Origin of the sequence: Hoeflea sp. BAL378 (assembly GCF_000759435.1) — a bacterium.
In the GTDB taxonomy this organism is placed as follows: Bacteria; Pseudomonadota; Alphaproteobacteria; order Rhizobiales; family Rhizobiaceae; genus Hoeflea.
This window is the reverse complement of the sequence record NZ_JRJG01000038.1, coordinates 160,755-179,702: the sequence shown is the minus strand read 5'-3', so window position 1 is coordinate 179,702 and position 18,948 is coordinate 160,755. Positions and strand designations below refer to the sequence as shown.

Sequence of the window (18,948 nt, the reverse complement as noted above, 5' to 3'; positions counted from 1 at the left end):
TCGACGCCGATCAGACAACCAGCCTCTGGCCTTGCTGATCCACCGCGTGGACCGCGACCCCGGCAAACCGGCGCGCCATCGCGCGCAGCTCCGACTCCGTCTGCAGGACCGCCGCCGTGGACAATCCGTCCGCCAGGGCGGCCGAGCGATGGATGACGCTGACCCTGCGCCAGGCGGGGGCCGCGGCCCTGCCGGTCGCCGGGTTGAGAATGTGCCCCTCCGGGCCCGGCCCGAACAGGGTTCCGCGCGGGCTCGAGGTGGCAACCGCTCGGTCGCGCAGATGGATGGTGGAGTCGGCGAGCCCATCTTCGTGATCGGCCAGCCCCACCGCCCAGTCCTCTCCGGTGGGCGACACGCCGACGGCGGAGATCTCGCCCACCGACACCAGCCCGGCCTCGAGGCCCTGGGACTTGAGCAGACCCACCACCCGGTCGGTGATGAAGCCCTGGGCAATGCCGTTGAACGTCAGCGCAGCGCCCGGCGCAAGCCGGATCCGGTCCGCGGAAATCTCGACCCTGGTCCATCCGACCGCCGCGCGCGCGGAGTCCAGCGCCTTCCGGTCCGGAGCGCCCTTCGCGTCCGCATAGGCCGTCCACAGCGGCTGGATGCTCGGATCGAACATCCCTCCGCTTGCCGCATGGATGGCGGAAACCAGCGAACACAGTTCGAGCAAGTCCGGTCCGGGCTGCTCCAGAACGCCCGTGGCGTTGAGGCGGGTGAGCGCGCTGTCGTCGCGGTAGAGGCTGAAGATCCGTTCCAGCCGCTCGATTTCGCCACGGGCCGCGCCGAGCAGCCGCTCGGCCTCGCGCGAGGGCAGTCCGACCAGGCGCAGGTCGGCATGGGCGCCCAGCGCGATCCCCTGCCAGCGGGCGCCCATGGTGTCGGCCGCGATAGTGCGATGCGCGCCCAGCGCGCTCACCGCGGCGATGCAGATGAAGCGACGGCGGGACAGGCTCATCGGATCGCTCCCGTAACCGGATTGGGCATGTCGGCATCCGTGACGACGGGGCCCAGCACATAGGCGTCCGGGACCCCGTCCAGCCGGACGACCATGCCGCCATTGTCGGCAGCGAAGCTCGATGCCGTTGTCTCGCTGCCGAAGGGAATGACCTCCGGCGTCCCCATGCCGCCGGTCTTGCGCGACCCGATCACGAACCAGGCCTCGCTGGCGTCGATCCAGGTGTCGTTCTCGGGAAAATCCCAGTCCTTCGCCTTGCCCATGTCGTTGACATAGGTGACGACCGCGTCTTGCTGCTCCTCGGGGGAACGGAGGAAGGCGATGCCGTCGCGCACCTGGCTGAACCAGATCGGATGCGGATTGCCGGCCAGGTGAATCTGCGCCTTTGGCCCCGTGTGTTCCAGGATTGTCATGTTGCAGTAGTGCCCGACGGACTCTTCCGAAAGGGCCACGGGCTGCGGCGCCTCTACCGCCGATTGTTGTTCGCTGCATGCCGAGATCGTGACCGCCACGGCAGCGATCGCCGCCAGTCTCATGAGCCTGTTCATGGCCGGATCCTCTTGAGGATGAAGGTTGAGAGCCCGAGCGCGATGACGGCCCAGGCAAGCGGGCTCAGCAGCGTGGCAAGCCCCGCGAGCGGCAGCGCAGATCCGGCGCCTCCGCCAAGATTGCTGCCTACGGCGGCGGCGTCGATGGCGCTCATGTTGTAGAGCCGGAACGCATCCGCCGGATTGAGCACCAAGAGCCAGGGGAAGATGTCGCGTGCGAAAACGCCATCCTGGCTGGCGAGCAGCCCGCCCAGCAGCGCCAGATCATAGAGCACCACGGAAAACAGCCAGATCGCGATGGCGAGCGCCGCCGCGGTTCCGGTCTGGCGCACGCTGGCGCTGGCGATATAGCCGATGGCGATGAAGGTGGCGCCCAGCATGACGGAGGTGGCGATCAGCCGCCCAACCCCGACCAGCGCGCCGGCATCGCCGCCGCCATGGGCGAAAAAGGCGACAAGCCCGGCGATGCCGTATCCGGAACTCACCGCAATCGCCAGCACCGCGACATGGCCCAGGAACTTGCCCAAGAGCACCGCGCCGCGCGAGACCGGGCTTGCGAGGACCAATTGCAGGGTGCCGCGGTCGATCTCCCCGGCAATGGCGTCGAACGACAGCAGGAGCGCGATCAGCGGCACCAGATAGACCGACAGCGTCGCCAGACTCGCGACCACCACGGTGACCGCGTCGGTCTTGACCTCGCCGCCCGGCGCGCTGCCGAGAAGCACGAGGATGAGCGCAAAGGCCAGCAGGATGAGCGACGACAGGATGATCCAGCGGTTGCGCAGCCCGATGCGGATTTCGGTTGCGGCTATGGTCAGAACGCCACCCATCACTCTCTCCCCTGCCGGGCTTCGTCGGCCCCGATCTTAGAAAAATGCCTGTAGACCTCGTCGAGCGTCGGCGCGGCGACGTCGACATCCTCCACCTGCGCGCCGAGCCCGCTGATCTTCGACAGAAGGCGCATCTTGTCTCCCGGGGCGCAGAACAGCTCGACGGAGGCGCAGTTGAGGCGTCCGCCGCCGATTTCCGCGTGGACGCTTTCGATCGCGCCGGGCGCGGCCCGCACCCGGATCCGGATCGGCAGGTTTGCCTGGTGCTGCAGGTCGGACAGCGGTGCATTGGCGACAAGCCGGCCCTTGCGCAGGATCGCCACCCGGTCGGTCCTGGCTTCCAGCTCGCTCAGCCCGTGGGAGGACAGCAGCACCGACCCGCCCTGGCGGGCGACGTCGGCGATCAGTTCATAAAAATGCTGGCGTGAGAGCGGGTCGAGCCCCGAAGTGGGTTCATCGAGCAGCAACAGGGCGGGCTTGCCGACCAGCGCCTGCGCCAGCCCCAGGCGCTGGCGCATGCCCTTCGAATAGGTCTCCACGCGCCGGTCTGCCGCATCCACAAGATCAACTTTCGCCAGCACGGCCTGCACATCGTCAAGCGGCGCTCCCTTGAGCCTGGCATAGAAGCGGACGACCTCGCGGCCGGTCAGCATCTTCGGAAACGCCACCTGCTCGGGCAGGTAGGACACGATCTTGCGCGCCGCATCGCTGCCGGGTGCATGGCCGGCGATGGTGATCGAGCCTGCCGTCGGCCGGATGAATCCGAGCATGATCCGGAACAGCGTGGTCTTGCCGGCGCCATTGTGGCCGAGCAGCGCCACCTTTTCGCCGGGCGCGACCTCAAGCGAGACATCGGTCAACGCGTCGACGGACTTGAATTTCATGCTCACGGTCTGGGCTTTGACGATCGCGGTCATTGCAGGGATGCCTTCCAGTTGCGCGCCGTTTCGGGCAGCTCATGCGGCTTCATCAGGGGCCGGTCGTCGACGATGCCGCCGGGCAGCAAGGCCGGGAACTCGCTTTGCGCCCAGCGCACCAGCTGGATCGCCGGACTGCCGAGCAGGAGCTTCGCCGACGGCTGGGTCCACAGCACCTGGTCCATCGCGTCGTTGGGACGGAACGCCTGGTCGGCGATGCCGTCGCCGTTGACGTCATAGGCAGCGTGGTCGCTCCAGTAATTGCCGGACCAGACGTGATCCCTTGTGCTGACGAATTTGATCTGCGTGCGGTTGCCGACGAAGGCGTTGCCGGAGATTTCGTTGTCGGCCGAGCCGCCGGTGAAATGGATGCCGATCTCGCAACCTTCGATGCGGTTGCCTTTGATGAGGTTCTTGTTGGCGTTGTAGACGAACAGGCATTTTTCGCCGCCGCCGACCACGGCGTTGCCTTCGATCACGGCGTTGTTGGCGTAGTTGAGCATGATGCCGTGATCGCGGTCATCGAGAGAAATGTTGTCGCGCAGGGTGACGCGCTTGGAAAACATGATGGCGTAGCCGAGATGGTTGCCGATCGAGACGTTGCCGGACACTTCGCCGTCATCGGCGTTCATGTAGTGGATGGCGAAGCGCAGCTTCTCGAAGCGGTTGCCGGTGAAGCTGTTGTCCTGGCTGGTGTTGACGAAGATCCCGTCCCTGCCCTGCCGCATTGTGTTGCCCGACACCCTGGCCCCGGGCGCGTTCCAGACATAGACCCCATTGCCGCGACGGTTCATCAGCCGGTCGTCCCTGCCGATGATCGTGTTGTTCTCCACCAGCGCGTCGCGGGCGCCATGGATGTCCACCCCGTAGAGATTGCCTTCGATATGGCTGTCGCGGACGATGGCGCGGGTGGCGTTCACGGTCATCCGGACGCCACTGTCGATCGTCTCGTGGGATGACCCGGAGCCGGTCAGTTTCACCCCGTCGATGACGACGTCGCTTGCATCGATGGTGATGACCGAGCCTGTGCCCGGGCCGATCACATGGGCCTTGCCGCCACCGTCGAGTTCAATCGGCCGCGTGAGCACGAGGCCGCCCTGATAGTCCCCTTCGGCGAGGATCAGCCGGTCGCCCGGCCGGGCCAGTTCGACCGCCCGCACCAGCGCATCCGGGCCCGGCTCGACGCGGATGTCGGCGGCCAGCGCCGACCCCGCCAGAAGCGTGGTTCCCAGGAGCACTGAAACTATGCGGGCGGTCCTGTTCATGGCTGCATGTCCTCAGGCGGCGCGCGGTTCGACGAGCATGCGTCCGCGCATTTCCATGTGCAGCGCATGGCAGAACCACTGGCAGTAGAACCAGTGAACGCCGGGACGGTCCGCGGTAAACGTGATCGAGGCGGTCGCCTGCGGCGCCACTTCCATGGCGATCCCGTAGTTGGAAATGCAGAAGCCGTGGGTCACGTCATCGACATCATCGAGGTTGGTCACATAGACCGTGACTTCCTGACCCTGCTTGACCGTGAACTTCTCGAGACCGAACTGCGGCGCGACCGAGGTCATGTAGACCCGCACCTTGTCGCCGTCGACGATCACCACGTCATCGCCTTCAAGGTCCACCCCGTCGGCCTTGGCCTGGGTCACGGCGTCGGCGAACATCGGGTCCGTGCGGGACCAGACATTGACCGGATTGACGATGTCGGCGCGCACGATGATGCTGTCATGCGGTTCGGCGAAGGTGGGACCGTCATGAACCACCTTCATCTCGTCGGACGAGATGTCGATGAGCTGCTCGTTCTCGGGCTTCAGCGGACCGACATTGAGGAACCGGTCCTTGGAGAACTTGTTCATCGAGATCAGCCAGGCGCCATCGGCCTCGGCGGTTTCGCCCATCGAAGTCGAGTTGTGCCCGGGCTGGTAGTGCACATCGACCTTGGAGACGATCGGGTCGACGTCCTCGCCGGCATAGGAGCGGATGGCCTTGTCGATGTCCCATTTGACGATCTGGCTGTCGAGGAACAGCGTCGTATAGGCAAATCCCTTGCCGTCGAAGGCGGTGTGAAGCGGCCCAAGACCCAGTTCGGGCTCGCCGACGATGCAGGAGCGCGGATCCGCATCCGCGTCGAACAGGGCGTCAAGCTTGGTCACGTCGATGATCGAGACGGTCGGCGACAGCTTTCCGGCAACCATGATGTGCTTCTTGTCCGGCGCGGCGTTGACGCCGTGCGGGCTGTTGGGGATCGGGATGTAGCGCGTGTACTTCTTGTTCTGGCCCTTGCGGCCGTCGATGACCGGCACGCCGTTGAGCATCTGCACATCGCCCGCGGCGACGCCCTCCTCGATGGCCTTGAGGTTGAACACGACGACATGGTCGAGTTCGCTCTCGGTCATTTCCGTGAGGTTCATGCCCATCTCCGAGTTGTAGCTCGACGAGAAGGCGTATTTGCCCTGATAATCGCAGTCCGTGTTGTCGAGGTTGCCCGACACGATGACCTGCCAGGCCACCTTCATCTCATCGCCGTCGATGGCGGTGAAGATGTTCACATACTGCGACGGATCATCCAGGATCGTGCCGTCATTGACCAGCGGTGCTTCATGCTCGCCATTGGCGAAGATGTAGCCGGTGCGCGGGTATTTCTGCGGGCGCATGCCGTGAATGTCGTTGGCATTCGGGATCTCGATGATCTTGTCGCATTTCATCACGTCGCAGCGGATGCGCGCCACCCGCGTGTTGGCCTTGTCGTTCATGAACAGATAGCGGCCGTCATAGGTGCCGTCGGTGAACGACATGTGCGGATGGTGCAGGTCGCCATTGTCGTAGGTCTTCATGCCCTTGGCCGCCAGAAACGCCTTGGTCTCCTCGGTCAGGCCTTCGGTGAGCACTTTCAGGCTCTCATTGGTCTGGCCCCAGCCGGTGGCCGAGCAGCGGTTGAACACCGGAACCCGCATCAGTTCGCGCATGGAGGGAAAGCCCAGGATGCGCAGCTCGCCGCTCTGACCCGACGACCAGAACCCGTAATAGGGGTCGAGTTCGCCCGGTTCGAAATTGAGTTTCGGTGTCGCCGCATGGGCCTTGGATACGACGCCGCTGAGCAGGCTGGCTCCCAGTCCGGAGCCGGCGACCAAGGCGCCTCCGGCGGTGGCAGTCATCAGGCGCCGGCGTGAAAAGCCTTTGCTTCTGGTTTCTTCGGCTGACATTTTTTCGTTCCTTTCAGTTTGAAGGCTGGGTTGTGGAGGTGACTTGAGGCAGCGGCTGACCGGTTCCGCCAGACGGCGGAATGGGGTCGAGACCGTTGCGGATGCGGAATTTTGCCCGTTTGCTTTCCTTCTTGATGCACACCGGGCACTTGGTGGCGCTCTGGTAGAGCACCTGGCAGTGCAGGCACTGAACGCACTCGTTGGGATTGATATTGCCCTCGGGATGGATGGCCTGGACCGGGCACTCCTTGGCGCAGCGCTGGCACGGATCGCCGCATTCCTTGTAGCGCTTGAGCCAGTCGAACATCCGCAGCCGTGCCGGGATCGCCAGCGCCGCGCCGAGCGGGCACAGGTAGCGGCAGTAGAAGCGCTCGATGAACAGGCCGGCGCCGAGCAGCACGACGACGAACAGGATATACGGCCAGCCGCGCTGGAATTTCAGGATGATGGCGGTCTTGAAAGGCTCGATTTCGGCATAGCGCTCCGCCATTTCGAGCGAGTAGAGCGACAGGCCGAACAGGCCCAGAAAGACCATGTACTTGATCGGCCAGAGCCTCTCATGCAGGCCCCAGGGAAGCGTGTATTGCGGAACCTTGAAAAATCGCGCGATCTGATTGGTGAGTTCCTGCAAGGCGCCGAACGGGCACAACCAGCCGCAGAACACGCCCCGGCCCCAGAACAGCAGCGATGCCGCCACCGAGAACCAGAGGATGAAGACCAGCGGATCCATCAGGAAGGCGGACCAGGAGAAATCCGTCGTGACCGCCGAGAAGAAGGCCAGAATATTGACCACCGACAATTGTCCGTTGGCGTACCAGCCCAGCCCCACAAGCGTGAATGTGAGGAAGGCCATCCGGAACCAGTAGGTAAAGCGCTCATGCCGCGTGACCTGCATCTGGAAGAAGAAGACGCCGGTCAGGAGGATCAGCGCCGCCACCAGCACGGCCACCTCGACACGCTTCTGGACCCAGATCCGCTTCCACAGATGACTGAGCTCGCGGGTGTCGGATACCGCGACATCGCTGCGGATCTGGGGATTGCTGACCACGGCAGTGTCGATGGCGAGCTTTTCCGTATAGCGGTCGGGAATGCGGTAACCGAGATCGAAGGTGATGAAGGTTTTGTCGATGGCGCCCACCGCGCGCTGCACCAGCAATTGCAGACGGAACGGTTCTGCCGGATCAAATCCGCTGTCGGCGGGCACCTTGAAAATGTCGAGCTCCGAGAAGGACGGCGCGTCATCGGCCGCGAGCCGGCCCAGCCGCCTGTGCTGCTTGTCGTGAAAGCGGACAGCCGTGTCGCCCTGGATGAGCTGGATGCGGTCAAAGATGCCGCCGCGCACATAGCCCGACCCCTTGAAGGAGTACTTGCCCCTGCCCAGCACCAGGATGGCCTGTTCGCCCTCCTTCAGCCAGGCGCGCAACTTGCCATATTCTTCCTCGCCGAGCAGCGTGCGGCCGATTTCCGGAGCGCTGACCAGGGCCATGTGCATGTCGATGAAGGTGTCTTCCGGTGCCCCTTTTTCCGGGCGCTTGATGGCGCGGGCGTCGCCGGTCTCCTCAAAGGCCGTGTTCACCTGCCCGACATCAAGCCGCAAGCTGCGGACGGAGCCATCTCCGGTTAGCGTTTGCCAGTCGGAGAGGGTGACAGCGTCATCGCCGGGCATGACGAGCCGTTTTGTCGGACCGGCACTCGCCAGTTCAGGCTCGAGGCCGCCAAGGCCCAGGGATCGCGCCACCTTCAGGCCGGCCCGGACGATGGAATCGTCGATGACGATAATGGTCACGGTGGCGCCCGAGACGATGTCGAGATCATGCGCAGAGCCGCCGGCGGCGGCCTCCGCGATCAGATCGAGGCCCGCATATTTCTCGGTGACGGCGGTGATCTTGGCCTCGGGAATGCCGATGAGCACGATCGGTTCCGAGTGCTTGACCAGCCGGACCCCGGTCACCGTCGCGGTGTCGTCGACGCCCATCAGCGTGTGGATCGGTTTGCCGGAATAGCCGGTGGTCGTGACGAAATCGGACGTCAGGAACACATAGCCCACGACCGCGCCATCCTTGAGGGCTTCGACGACCGGAATGTCGGCGCGCAACTGCCCGTAGGCCGTGGCGCCGGGGACGATCTCCTCGACAGCGACGGTGTCCAGGAACTTCATGACCAGGGGTTCGGCCTGCGCCGAGCCCAGGCAAAGCAAGAGGCCCGCCAACGCCATCAACGTCGATCTCGCCCACCCCTTCCTGCCGTTGAATATGCCTGCCATGGTTCGCTGGTCCAATGTTGCGTTGGGCGCGAACCTATCGGGGTGCTGCGGGCGGCTCTTTGATGTAGCGCAAACTCAAATAAGATATGCGAGCTACTTCAAGATGTTAGATTGTATATCTGCAATGTATTAGAAACCGCAAATTTAACCCCGACAGCTCGCGCGATCGACCGGGGCCGCGGGCGGGGACGCCTGCAAAACCTGGTCTGCCGCCGAAGGCGCAGCGATCGAAAGAGCCCGTTTTAAAGGAGCGGCCTGCTCATTGGCCGAGCAGCTTTTCGTAGCGGGCGTCGGTCAGCGTCTTGAGAAAGGCCACCAGCGCGTCCACGCGCCTGTCGTCCAGCGCCGGGCCATGCGTCAGTTCCTTGACAGCCAGGGTGTCCGGCACCGGCGGAAGCCCGAACGCTTTGCCCGTCTCAGGGTTGAGCTGGGCGGTCGCGGCCTTGGAATTGTACCGGTTGTAGAAGCGCACGACCGTCCTGAGATCCCCAAACACGCCATTGTGCATGTAGGGGCCCGTCACCGCGACGTTGCGCAATGTCGGCGTGCGGAACTTGCCGCGTTCCTCCGCGGCCTCCGCAAGCGGATTGCCCGCAAGACCGGGATCGACCGTCCCGGCGGCAACGCCATTGGCCTGCCGAAGCGCCGAATTATCCGGAACGCCGATATTGTGGTAGCGGTTGTCGGTGAAGGTTTCCTTCGGGTCCATCTGGCTGCGGGAGAGCTGATGGCACTGGCTGCAGTTTGTGAACTGCTGCGAGAAGAACAGCACCCTGCCCAGCTCCTCCTCGCCGGTCAGCGTCGCCTCGCCGCGCAGGAAGCGGTCATATCTGGAATCGAACGGCGCAAACATATCGGTCCGCTCGAATGCGGCGATTGCCTGGGTCAAGGCCTTGTAGGCGGCGTCCGGATCGTCGAGGACCCCCTCGCCGAACGTCTCCGGAAAGGCTGTCCGGTAGGCCGCGTTCTCGCGCAGCCGTTCGGCGACGGCGGCCTTGTCGGGCATCCCCATCTCGGCCGGATTGAGGGGCGGTCCGCCCGCCTGGTCTTCCAGCGTCGGCGCCCGCCCGTCGAGAAACAGGCCGCCGGTCCATTGGCCGTCCTCGTTCCGGTGAAGCGGCGGCACCAGCGCGCCATAGGCAGCGGTGGGGGCGTTGCGGTCGCCGAGCGATGTCCCGTCGTCGCCAAGCGATGCGGCAAGCCCGCGGGAATCGGCGAAGCCCCGGTCGGGATCGTGGCAGGTCGCGCAGGACTGGGTGCGGTTGAGGGACAGGTTCGGGTCAAAGAACAGGGCTTCGCCCAGAGCCGTCAGGGCGGCGGGATCGGCGGCCGCGATATCGGTCGCCGGTTGCTGCGCGGCAAGCAGCATCGCACTGCCTGATGCAAGCGCCATGGTTGCCGTCGCCAACACGCTGATTGCAAGGGCATATCGCTTCATTGGAGGTCTCCGCAAATGTGCATCTCTAACGACGCGCGGCCCTTCCGACCGTGATCCAGGTCAAAGATTGCCGGGATTTCCCAAGCGCTCGCCACGGCCGCCACGACCGCGGCTTGGCGCCGCTGCCTGGCCGGGCCCGAATCGTCGGTCATGATCATGGCCTTCGCAACAGGCGCGGATCCCGATCGGCCGGAATCCGCCGCGCGCCCGCGCTGCAAATGGACCGCATCAGGAGCCGCTGCAGCATCCGCAACAACTGGCCGCTTCCCTGGAGATGACGGCGCGCCAGACCTCGGGCCCCTGTTCGACATAGGTCCAGCCGAAGACATCTGGGAACCGCGCTTCGATCTGGAACTGCAGCGGCCGCGGCTCGTGGTCGCTGACGACCGCGAAGCAGTGGCCTGGTTCCAGCGCCTCGAGCATGGAGAAGATTCGCGCATGGCGCTCCTGGTGAGGAATGGTGCGGACGTCGATCGCGGGAATTTCGGCGGGGTGTTCAACAGTCATTGGCAAGGCTCCAGGTTCAACGGCGGCGAGCCAGGCGCATGAAGCGCCGCCCGCTCGGCAAGACGCTAGCAAATCCGGCCGGCCCCTTGTTTGTCGAAGCGCAAAGTCCCGACGGGCTGACGATGCAGCGGCGATATCCATCCCCGGACAGGCGGGCATCACCGCGCGGTTCGGTTGAGCTGTTTGCGGCGGAACAACGATGCGACGAAGAAAGACGCGTAAGTCCGTGGCTCGAGGAGGAGCCCGGATGACGCCTTTCACCCTGGACCCGGACATGCCGGTCGACGAGATCATGCGCAGATGGCCCGCGACACTCCGGGTCATGATCCGCCACCGCATGCTGTGCATCGGCTGCCCCGCCGCACCCTTTCATACGGTCGCGGTCGCGGCCGCCGCCCATACATTGGACGAAGCCGTTCTCTCGGGCGAGTTGCTGACGGCGATGCGGTCGCAACCGCCCGCGGAGATCCGGTCGGCGTCTGAGGATCTGGAACCGGGAAACCCGGACGGGCAAGCTCCATCCGGGTAACCGGCCATGGCCCTCTGCTGAACCCGCGACCTCCATCCCTCGCGCCCCGAGCGCCGCTCCACTCCGGGGCAAGCCGTGCGGCGCCCTATTTGCCCTTGCGGTTCTCCGCAACCAGCATGAGGGCATGGGGATCGGTGACCGTCACCTTCTGGCGGCCGCTGCGGACGATGCCTTCCTCCTCCCAGGCGCTCATCAACCTGCTGACGGTATGCAGCGTGCTCCCCGTCATCTCGGCGATGTCCTGCCGCGAAATCGGGAAATCGATCTCGATGCCTTCTTCGGTCTCGCGGCCGGACTGCTGAACGAGGCGCAGGACCGCGCCGGCAATCCGCTGCTCGACCTGGCGCGTCGACATGTCCATCACCCGGGACTGGGTCTCCTGAAGCCGCTCCCCGATCGTCTGGTAGGCGTTGGCGCCGAAGCCGGGGACACGCGACTGAAGATCCTGCCAGGCGCCGTTCGGCCAGGCCAGCACGACGCAGTCGACCGCCGCAATCGCGCTGGCGGGATAGGTGGTCCGCCCCATCGCGACCGCGATGCCGAACAGTTCGCCCTCGTTGATGTAGCGGGCGATCATCTGCTCGCCCTCCGGCGTGGTGCGCACCACCCTGATATAGCCCGAGAGCAACAGGAAGAATTGCCGCGCCTCCTCGTCCTGCGAGAAGACTTCCGTGTTCTTGGCGAAGCGGGAAGAGCGCGCCGGCGCAAGCACGGCATCCGCATCTTCGCCGCTCAGTCCGGCGAAGGCGGGCAAATCCACTATGAGCGACTTGTCGAGCGGCATGCGGGGCGTCATCCGGAGATCGAAACTGCCCGCGTTTCTACCCTTTTGTTTGTGCTTGCGCAAACGGCCTTGCCGCATCGCGGGCTATCAATGGGTCAACGGCACTCCACTGCCGCGGACAGGAAAAGGACAGAAAAATGGGTAACACTCTCACAGCGCTCGCCCTCGGCGCCGCAGTCTTCGTCACCGGCGTGGCTCATGCAGCGGAAATCGAAGTCCACATGCTCAACAAGGGGGCCAAGGGCGCGATGGTGTTCGAGCCCGACCTGGTCATCGCGGCACCCGGCGACACGATCCGCTTCGTCCCTACCGACAAGGGCCACAATGTCGAGACCATCGCCGGCATGCTGCCCGAAGGCGCAGAGCCCTTCAAGGGCAAGTACAACAAGGAATTGACCATCACGCTCGATGCGGAAGGCGTCTACGGGGTGAAGTGCAGCCCGCATTACGCCATGGGCATGGTCGCCCTGATCCGCGTCGGCAACCCTGCCAACGCGGAGGAAGCCAAGGCCGTGAAGCAGTCGGGGAAGGCCAAGGCTGTCTTTGCCGAGCTCTTCGGCCAGGCGCTGGCGGCGAACTGAGACGAGGAGGCCGCCTCACCCAGGGGAGGGCCACCCGGCGGCCGGGGAGCGTGGCGGCGCTCCCCGGCCGTAATACGCATGTCACGTCGACGGCGATTCCCAGACAGTGCCGTCGCGGCTTCGATCGCCGTCGCATTCGCCACGTCCCGCTTGGCGCTCTCGAATACCAGCCCGCAGAAGCCTCAGCGTCGGGGAAGCTCACTCCGGCGTCGCCGATAGTGCACCGCTGACCCTGCCGCATCCGCCGATAGCTGACATACCTGGCGTGCGAAGGAGGCCGCTTGCCTTCCCGGTTTATCAGCAGCGGGTCCGCCCCCAGCAGCGCTCCGGCAATCTGTCGTGTAATGAACAGAGCTTAGCGGATTCTGCGAGCTTACCTTCGGCATTGAACGCTATGTTCGCCAAGACAGCCCAGTTCTGCAACGGTACCGGATTAAGCTCAGCCCCCATGATCTCACCCGTGAACAAGATTGTTATCGTCGGCGCCGGCTTGGCGGGCCTGAACGCCGCAGCCCTTCTGCGATCGGGCGGATACCAGGGAGAGATCCTGCTGATCGGCGCCGAACCCGCTTCTCCCTATCAGCGCCCGCCCCTGTCCAAGGCATTCCTGAAGGGCGAGATCGACTTCGAGAGCCTCAGGCTGAAATCGCAGTCCTTCGCTGCCGATCAGAGAATCGATTTTCGTCCCGGCGTCACTGTCGATCGGATCGATCGCGACGCAAAGGCAGTGAGGCTCGGCGACGGAACGGTGGAACGCTACGACATTCTCATCCTGTCCACGGGATCGAGGCCCCGCCGTTTCGCCGGAATGGATGACGATCTGGAGGGCGTCCATTACCTTCGGACCCTGGAGGATGCAGAGAGGCTGCGCCTGTCCCTCCGTCCCAACGCCCGGATCGCGTTGATCGGCGGCGGCTATCTGGGGCTGGAAGTTGCAGCCGCCGCTGTCGAACTCGGGGCGGACGTGGTCGTCTTCGAGCGGGAGAAGAGGCTTCTGTCGCGGGTCGCGAGTGCTCCCATTTCGGAATTTCTCGAGGCCTATCACCAGCGGCGGGGTGTCTCGTTCATGACCGAGGCGGAGATCGGCGGCCTCGAGACCGCCAATGGCAGAGTGGCAGCGATCCGTCTCAAGGACGACCGCCTGTTTCCCTGCACGGCGGTGCTGATCTGCGTGGGCGGGGTCCCGAACGACGAACTGGCGCAGAACGCCGGGCTGAAATGTGACGGCGGGATTGTCGTCGATGCTGACGGGCGCACGAACGACCCATGCATCTTCGCGATCGGCGACGTCAGCCGGCGGCCCCTACCTTTCAACGACAACCGGCTGCATCGGCTGGAGAGCGTGGCGAACGCGATCGAGCAGGCGAAATCTGCGGCCGCGGCCATTCTGGCGCAGGCGAAACCCGAGGACGAGGTTCCCTGGTTCTGGTCCGATCAGGCCGAGATGAAGTTCAAGAGCGCGGGGCTCGCCATCGATGCCGATCGGCAAATCCTGCGCGGGACGGCCGGACACCGTGGCTTCTCGGTGCTGCACCTGAAAGATGACAGGCTGATCTGCATCGAAACGATCAATCATGCCGGCGACTTCATGGCGGGCAAGAAACTGATCGCTTCGAGGCGCAGGCTCGATGCCGAACAGATCGGGGATCCCGCGATCCCCCTCAAGACCCTGATACCGGACGACAACGTGAGGACCTCCCGCCCATGACAGATACACCGAGACTCCACGTGACCGGGCGCGACGGGAGCACCTGGCAAATCGACGCCTATGCCGCAGGTTCGCTTCTGTCCATTCTCCGGGACGCAGGCGTCGACGAGATCGCGGCGCTGTGCGGCGGCAATTGCTCCTGCGCCACCTGCCACGTCTATGTCGAGACAGCCGCCAGACTGCCGGAACCCGGCCTGGAGGAACGCGAAATGCTCGATACTCTGGTCCATCAGACACCGCTTTCACGCCTCGCCTGCCAGGTGACCGTCGGCGACGGCGCCGAGCTGCTGAGGGTGAGAATAGCGCCGGAAGAGTAATCCAGACCTCAAGCACGGGTGACACGCAATGACCGAACTCGACATCAAATCCCTGCCCGCCTTGTCCGACTACGGCTTCACCGGCGGCCGGGACAATTTTCGCGTCTTCTGCCGGAAGGTCTTCGCGGCGCCGGAGCCGCGCTTTCTTCGCACGGCCGAGAACAATCTCGTCGTCTTTCGCAACGCTGATCTGATCCGGTTCGGCACGGCGCCGGAAATCGGCAACCAGCCGATCGGCAGGATGTATCCCGCTCGCTTCAAGCAGGGCGCAAGCCCGGAGCGGCCGCCTGGTTGGGAGATCGGCGAGGTGATTTCCAGCCAGATCTTCACCTTCAATCCGCCGCTCCACGGTCCGGCGCGCCGCATGATCCTGAACTGGCTCGGGCCAAAGCAGGTCGGCCAGATGGCGGAGCTGGCGCGCGACGTCGCACGCACCGTGATCGGCCGTATACGGGATGGCGAAACCGTCGATCTGGTCGAGACGGTCGCCGAGGCTGTCGTGGTCGGCTTCTGGAGCAGGCTGCTTTACCTGACTGACGAAGAGGCCGTGGTCATCGGCCGCTGTGCCCAGGACATGACGAGGCTTTTCCGCACCAATCGCAGCCAGGAAGACCTGCAGGTCCTCGACAAGGCCTTCGCCGAATATGCCCGCCTGCTTCACCTCGCCTCGATCCGGGGGCTGGAAAGGAGCGATCCGGCAATGCTGGAAATCGCGGCAAGATTGAAGGAGATCGATATCCCCGACGACCCCTATGAGGTGGGACTGGTTCCCAAATCGGTCGGAGCGGTTCTTGCCGGCAATCTGGTCGACGGCTTTCACACGGCGGCGCTGGCGGCAGCCAATACGCTTTACGTTCTGCTCGACACTCCGGAGGCGCTTGCCGCGGTGCGCCGGGCGCCCGACACCCTGCCCCGGGCGATCACGGAGGCGCTTCGGCTGGAGCCGCCCGTTCTGGCCCTCAACCGTTATGCGCTGCGGGATTTCCATTTCGATGGCCTGGTCCTGCCGGCCGGGAACAAGATCATGATGATGTGGGCGGCGGGCAATCACGACCCCTCGGCGTTTCCCGAGCCCGAACGTTTCGACATCGGCCGGCCCCAGCCGGGGCTTACGACCTTCGGCTCGGGAGTCCATATCTGCCCCGGTCGCCACGCCGGCGTGATGCTGACGCGGGTGATGCTGGAGGAATTCTTTGCGCAGGAGGTGGAGATTGGCAAGGCCGGGAAGCCGGCGGAATGGATCCCCGACCATTTTATGAACCAGCTCAGCGTGTTCCCGGCCAGCATCAGCCGCGCGGAAAGGGGCGATTGACCCTGCCCGCCGCGCGAGGCCTCAGTACAGCCGACGCCCGTCCGGACGGTCGCCATTCTCCCGAAACGCCTTTCGGTAGCTTGCCGGGCTCGTCTTGTATCTTGCGCGGAAGGCTCTGAAATAGGATCCCGGCGAGGAGAAGCCGCAGGCGAGCCCGGTCTCGCCGACGCTCAGGCCGCTGTAGAGCAGAAGTTCCTTGGCGCGCTGAAGCCGGAATGTCAGGTAGTGGCTCTTCGGACTGGCCTTGAGGTATTTCCGGAAGAGATATTGCAGTTCTCTGGCGGAAATTCCGCAATGGCCGGCGAGCTCCTCGATCGAGAGCGGTTCCTCGATCATCTCCTGCATCAGTTTCTGCGCGCGGGCGAGGACGGGATTGGTCTGCCAAATCGGGCCGTTGACGATCTGACGCTGGACGCTGGCCCCGCTTCTCGCGGCGGGATAGACGATTTCGTTGGTGACAAGCTCTTTCATGGCCCTGCCACAAAAGCGCTCGAGCAGATCGAGCGACAGATCCAGGCTCGCCAGTTGCCCGGCGCAGGTCGACCGGTCGCGATCCACGACAAAGAGCTGCTCGACGACATCGGTATCGGGGTGGCGCTCCCGGAAGGACGGGATCGTGCTCCAGTGGCTTGTGGCCCGGTAGCCTTTCAGGAGACCGGCCTCCGCCAGGAGCAGGGGCGCCGCGTCGAAGGCGCAGATCTGCGCCCGGGAAGCTGCCTGTCGGCGCAGCCAGCGAAAGAGCGCGCTCTTCCTGTGGCCGCTGAATTCGTAGGAAGAATGCAGCAGCACCAGATCATAGGCCCTGCCGTCGTCGAGCGAGGCGGTGCAGGGCAGGACCTTGTCCAGGGACGCGGACCGGTCATTGTCCTCCGACAGGAAGTCGATCCGGAAAAGGGGCGATTGGCTCAGCCTGTTTGCCGCGCGAAACGGCTCGATGGAAAGCAACGTGGCATGCAGCGCGGGTTCGACACACACCAGCGCGATCGAGAATGTGCGTTGCATGTCCAGGTGCGCTCGCTCGTGTGACTGCATGACATGGTCCGTTGTGCGTGATCGGCCGAGGTTGAGCCGGCCCGTTTGATCCCTTCGCCGTCGCCAGGCCGCGAACTGAGGGCGCGGCCGTTGCGCGCCCTCGGTATGTCTTTCGCGTTCGTTGCTAACGGGCTGTCCGCGCCGTCTCCTTCATCGCCGCGTCCGCCGCCTCGAGCGCATGATCGATATCCGCGGGCTGGTGGGCGGCGCACAGGAACATGTTGTGTCGCGGATGCATGTAGATGCCATGGCGCAGGGCCGCCGAGCAGAAGCTGTTGGCGATCGCGAGATCCTGATCGCCGACGAAGCGAACCATCGGCATCTGCACAGGTCCGGTCTGGCTGAGCTCATAGCCATGGCGCGCGGCAATCTCTGCGAGGCCGTCACGAAACCGTTGGCCCATGGCTTCTATATGGGCAAGCGCGTCCGTCGTACGCAGGATCTCGATGGTTTTCAGCGACGCCGCCATCGCGGCCGATCCGTACCAGAAGGAGCCGGTCACGAAGATCTTGGAGGCCCCTTCCATCATGCTCCGGCTGCCGGCCACCGCCGCCAGCGGCCAGCCGTTGGCGATGGATTTCGAATAGGCGCCGAGGTCCGGCTTGACGCCGTGGCGTGCCCAGCTCCCGCGCAGGTCGAGCCTGAATCCGGCGCGGACATCGTCGAGGATCAGGGCTGCCCCGGTCCGGTCGCAGACCGCGCGGGCATGCCTGAGAAAGGCTTCGTCCGGCATTTCCTGGTCGCGGTTCACATCGTGACGATAGGCCGTCATCATGATCGCGGCCATGTCGTCGCCGGCCTGGGCCACGGCCTCGTCCAGGCTCGCAATGTCGTTGTAGTCGAACAGGACGAGATGGGTGCGATCCTCCGCCGTCACGCCGATGAGCGAGGGCGAGCACCACGGAACCGCGCCATGATAGGCGCCGCGCGCAATGAGGATCTTGCGCTTGCCCGTCGCGGCCCGCGCGACGGTGACACAGGTGGTGGTCGCGTCGGTCCCGTTCTTCTGGAAAAGCGCCCAGTCGGCGTATTCGATCGTGTCGACCAGCGTCTCCGCCAGCTCGACCATCCGTTCGGACGGACCATTGCCGATGTCGCCGATGCCGATCTGTTCGATTGCCGCCCTGTCCACATCCGGTTGCTTGTAGCCCAGGATGTTGGGGCCCCAGGCGCACATGAAGTCGATATATTCGTTGCCGTCGACATCCCAGACGCGGCATCCCTCGGATTTCGCGAAGAACTGCGGGTAGCCGGGTCCGATCGCGCGCGTCGCCATGTGTCCCCAGACACCGTTGGGCACCACCTTGCTGGCCCGTTCGCGGAGCGCCATGTCGCGGCTGTTGATGAGCGTCTGAGTCATCTGCCTCTTCCTTTCACGCGGTCTGCGCGTCTTGCCGGCCATAGGTCTTGTAGCGTTGCTTGACCTCGACCAGCTCCTGATCGGTCAACAGCACCGGCTCGGCGAAGGCCTTGCAGAGCATGTATTGTCGCGCCAGCGTTTCGAGTTTCAGCGCACGGCCATAGGCCTCCGCCAGCGTGGAGCCCACCGTGACCATGCCGTGATTGGCGAGCAGGCAAGCGGTGCGGTCTTCGAGCGCCTCGACCGTGGCTTCCGCCAGTTCCGGCGAGCCGAAGGTGGCATAGCGCGAGCACCGCACGGTGTCGCCGCCGAAGCCCGCGATCATGTAATGGAAGGCAGGCAGATCCAGGCGCGCGCAGGACAGGGCCACGCAATGATCCGAATGGGCATGGACGACCGCCCGGACTTCCGGGCGCGCCTTGTAGATGGCGGAATGAAGGGCCCATTCGCTCGACGGCTTGAAGTCGCCCAACCAGCCACCTTCGAGATCCATGCTGACGATGGCCTCGGTGGCGAGGTCCCGGGGCGGAATGCCGCTTGGGGTAATGAGCATGCCGCCGCCGCTGCGCAGACTCATGTTGCCGGTCGTGCCGATGTTGATGCGCTGCATCTCGGCGTCGATCGACGCGTCGATCAGCGATTGGCGGGGGTCTTGGGAGGATATGCTCAT

The 18,948-nt window shown here is 64.6% G+C and carries 18 protein-coding genes; 5 read left to right on the top strand and 13 right to left on the bottom strand.

What is annotated here, in order from left to right; all coding sequences use genetic code 11:
* Positions 1 to 10: 10 nt before the first annotated feature.
* From LL06_RS10775 to LL06_RS10735, 9 genes are all read right to left on the bottom strand, one after another.
* Positions 11 to 958 carry an FAD:protein FMN transferase gene (locus LL06_RS10775; RefSeq protein ID WP_035525955.1) on the bottom strand — a complete coding sequence of 316 codons (948 nt, stop codon included), beginning with the start codon at positions 956 to 958 and terminating at the stop codon, positions 11 to 13.
* The gene (locus tag LL06_RS10770) at positions 955 to 1,506 is read right to left on the bottom strand and encodes a nitrous oxide reductase accessory protein NosL (protein ID WP_035525953.1); all 552 of its coding nucleotides are present in this window, start codon (positions 1,504 to 1,506) and stop codon (positions 955 to 957) included. Before LL06_RS10770 ends, LL06_RS10775 begins: the two co-directional genes overlap by 4 nt.
* The gene (locus LL06_RS10765) at positions 1,503 to 2,336 is read right to left on the bottom strand and encodes an ABC transporter permease subunit (protein ID WP_035525951.1); all 834 of its coding nucleotides are present in this window, start codon (positions 2,334 to 2,336) and stop codon (positions 1,503 to 1,505) included. The genes LL06_RS10770 and LL06_RS10765 overlap by 4 nt, the downstream gene beginning before the upstream one ends.
* Positions 2,336 to 3,253, bottom strand: coding sequence for an ABC transporter ATP-binding protein (locus tag LL06_RS10760; protein ID WP_035525948.1), 918 nt, complete (start codon positions 3,251 to 3,253; stop codon positions 2,336 to 2,338). The genes LL06_RS10765 and LL06_RS10760 overlap by 1 nt, the downstream gene beginning before the upstream one ends.
* A complete protein-coding gene (locus LL06_RS10755; RefSeq protein ID WP_035525945.1) occupies positions 3,250 to 4,518 on the bottom strand; it encodes a nitrous oxide reductase family maturation protein NosD in 1,269 nt (422 codons plus the stop codon). Before LL06_RS10755 ends, LL06_RS10760 begins: the two co-directional genes overlap by 4 nt.
* Positions 4,519 to 4,530: 12 nt before the next feature.
* Entirely contained in the window at positions 4,531 to 6,447 is a 1,917-nt protein-coding gene (gene nosZ, locus LL06_RS10750; protein ID WP_035525942.1) for a TAT-dependent nitrous-oxide reductase, read from the bottom strand.
* A 13-nt stretch (positions 6,448 to 6,460) separates the two neighbouring features.
* Complete coding sequence (locus tag LL06_RS10745; RefSeq protein ID WP_201772329.1) at positions 6,461 to 8,710, bottom strand: NosR/NirI family protein; 2,250 nt, start codon at positions 8,708 to 8,710, stop codon at positions 6,461 to 6,463.
* Positions 8,711 to 8,969: 259 nt separating this feature from the next.
* Positions 8,970 to 10,148, bottom strand: coding sequence for a cytochrome c peroxidase (locus tag LL06_RS10740; protein WP_035525941.1), 1,179 nt, complete (start codon positions 10,146 to 10,148; stop codon positions 8,970 to 8,972).
* A 228-nt stretch (positions 10,149 to 10,376) separates the two neighbouring features.
* A complete protein-coding gene (locus tag LL06_RS10735) occupies positions 10,377 to 10,655 on the bottom strand; it encodes a DUF2249 domain-containing protein (RefSeq protein WP_035525939.1) in 279 nt (92 codons plus the stop codon).
* A 247-nt stretch (positions 10,656 to 10,902) separates the two neighbouring features.
* Between LL06_RS10735 and LL06_RS10730 the strand changes: the two genes are divergently transcribed.
* On the top strand, positions 10,903 to 11,184 hold the full coding sequence (locus tag LL06_RS10730; RefSeq protein ID WP_035525936.1) for a DUF1858 domain-containing protein: 282 nt from the start codon (positions 10,903 to 10,905) through the stop codon (positions 11,182 to 11,184).
* An 85-nt stretch (positions 11,185 to 11,269) separates the two neighbouring features.
* On the opposite strand, the gene LL06_RS10725 is transcribed toward LL06_RS10730, so the two are convergent.
* Positions 11,270 to 11,968, bottom strand: a complete 699-nt coding sequence (locus tag LL06_RS10725) for a Crp/Fnr family transcriptional regulator (RefSeq protein WP_035525934.1) — start codon at positions 11,966 to 11,968, stop codon at positions 11,270 to 11,272.
* A gap of 137 nt (positions 11,969 to 12,105) precedes the next feature.
* On the opposite strand from LL06_RS10725, the gene LL06_RS10720 reads away from it, so the two are divergent.
* The 4 genes from LL06_RS10720 to LL06_RS10705 all read left to right on the top strand — a co-directional run bounded on the left by LL06_RS10720 (position 12,106) and on the right by LL06_RS10705 (position 15,886).
* Complete coding sequence (locus tag LL06_RS10720; RefSeq protein ID WP_035525931.1) at positions 12,106 to 12,549, top strand: pseudoazurin; 444 nt, start codon at positions 12,106 to 12,108, stop codon at positions 12,547 to 12,549.
* Between the two features lie 460 nt (positions 12,550 to 13,009).
* Positions 13,010 to 14,257 (top strand): FAD-dependent oxidoreductase, encoded by a 1,248-nt coding sequence (locus LL06_RS10715; protein WP_201772328.1) that lies wholly within the window; start codon positions 13,010 to 13,012, stop codon positions 14,255 to 14,257.
* Positions 14,254 to 14,574: a 2Fe-2S iron-sulfur cluster-binding protein gene (locus LL06_RS10710; protein ID WP_035525926.1), complete on the top strand. Its 321-nt coding sequence runs from the start codon at positions 14,254 to 14,256 to the stop codon at positions 14,572 to 14,574. The genes LL06_RS10715 and LL06_RS10710 overlap by 4 nt, the downstream gene beginning before the upstream one ends.
* A gap of 28 nt (positions 14,575 to 14,602) precedes the next feature.
* Positions 14,603 to 15,886 (top strand): cytochrome P450, encoded by a 1,284-nt coding sequence (locus tag LL06_RS10705; RefSeq protein ID WP_052161415.1) that lies wholly within the window; start codon positions 14,603 to 14,605, stop codon positions 15,884 to 15,886.
* Positions 15,887 to 15,907: 21 nt separating this feature from the next.
* Here LL06_RS10705 and LL06_RS26365 read toward each other — a convergent pair whose 3' ends face one another.
* The 3 genes from LL06_RS26365 to LL06_RS10690 all read right to left on the bottom strand — a co-directional run bounded on the left by LL06_RS26365 (position 15,908) and on the right by LL06_RS10690 (position 18,948).
* The gene (locus tag LL06_RS26365) at positions 15,908 to 16,888 is read right to left on the bottom strand and encodes a helix-turn-helix domain-containing protein (RefSeq protein WP_052161414.1); all 981 of its coding nucleotides are present in this window, start codon (positions 16,886 to 16,888) and stop codon (positions 15,908 to 15,910) included.
* A gap of 154 nt (positions 16,889 to 17,042) precedes the next feature.
* Positions 17,043 to 18,278 carry an aminotransferase class III-fold pyridoxal phosphate-dependent enzyme gene (locus LL06_RS10695; RefSeq protein WP_035525924.1) on the bottom strand — a complete coding sequence of 412 codons (1,236 nt, stop codon included), beginning with the start codon at positions 18,276 to 18,278 and terminating at the stop codon, positions 17,043 to 17,045.
* A 13-nt stretch (positions 18,279 to 18,291) separates the two neighbouring features.
* Positions 18,292 to 18,948, bottom strand: a complete 657-nt coding sequence (locus LL06_RS10690; protein ID WP_035525921.1) for a class II aldolase/adducin family protein — start codon at positions 18,946 to 18,948, stop codon at positions 18,292 to 18,294.

Bases quoted from the DNA above. Each gene is read 5' to 3' on its own strand.
- LL06_RS10775 (WP_035525955.1), bottom strand. From the start codon at position 958: ATGAGCCTGTCCCGCCGTCGCTTCATCTGCATCGCCGCGGTGAGCGCG.
- LL06_RS10770 (WP_035525953.1), bottom strand. From the start codon at position 1,506: ATGAACAGGCTCATGAGACTGGCGGCGATCGCTGCCGTGGCGGTCACG.
- LL06_RS10765 (WP_035525951.1), bottom strand. From the start codon at position 2,336: ATGGGTGGCGTTCTGACCATAGCCGCAACCGAAATCCGCATCGGGCTG.
- LL06_RS10760 (WP_035525948.1), bottom strand. From the start codon at position 3,253: ATGACCGCGATCGTCAAAGCCCAGACCGTGAGCATGAAATTCAAGTCC.
- LL06_RS10755 (WP_035525945.1), bottom strand. From the start codon at position 4,518: ATGAACAGGACCGCCCGCATAGTTTCAGTGCTCCTGGGAACCACGCTT.
- nosZ (WP_035525942.1), bottom strand. From the start codon at position 6,447: ATGTCAGCCGAAGAAACCAGAAGCAAAGGCTTTTCACGCCGGCGCCTG.
- LL06_RS10745 (WP_201772329.1), bottom strand. From the start codon at position 8,710: ATGGCAGGCATATTCAACGGCAGGAAGGGGTGGGCGAGATCGACGTTG.
- LL06_RS10740 (WP_035525941.1), bottom strand. From the start codon at position 10,148: ATGAAGCGATATGCCCTTGCAATCAGCGTGTTGGCGACGGCAACCATG.
- LL06_RS10735 (WP_035525939.1), bottom strand. From the start codon at position 10,655: ATGACTGTTGAACACCCCGCCGAAATTCCCGCGATCGACGTCCGCACC.
- LL06_RS10730 (WP_035525936.1), top strand. From the start codon at position 10,903: ATGACGCCTTTCACCCTGGACCCGGACATGCCGGTCGACGAGATCATG.
- LL06_RS10725 (WP_035525934.1), bottom strand. From the start codon at position 11,968: ATGCCGCTCGACAAGTCGCTCATAGTGGATTTGCCCGCCTTCGCCGGA.
- LL06_RS10720 (WP_035525931.1), top strand. From the start codon at position 12,106: ATGGGTAACACTCTCACAGCGCTCGCCCTCGGCGCCGCAGTCTTCGTC.
- LL06_RS10710 (WP_035525926.1), top strand. From the start codon at position 14,254: ATGACAGATACACCGAGACTCCACGTGACCGGGCGCGACGGGAGCACC.
- LL06_RS10705 (WP_052161415.1), top strand. From the start codon at position 14,603: ATGACCGAACTCGACATCAAATCCCTGCCCGCCTTGTCCGACTACGGC.
- LL06_RS26365 (WP_052161414.1), bottom strand. From the start codon at position 16,888: ATGCAACGCACATTCTCGATCGCGCTGGTGTGTGTCGAACCCGCGCTG.
- LL06_RS10695 (WP_035525924.1), bottom strand. From the start codon at position 18,278: ATGACTCAGACGCTCATCAACAGCCGCGACATGGCGCTCCGCGAACGG.
- LL06_RS10690 (WP_035525921.1), bottom strand. From the start codon at position 18,948: ATGAGCATATCCTCCCAAGACCCCCGCCAATCGCTGATCGACGCGTCG.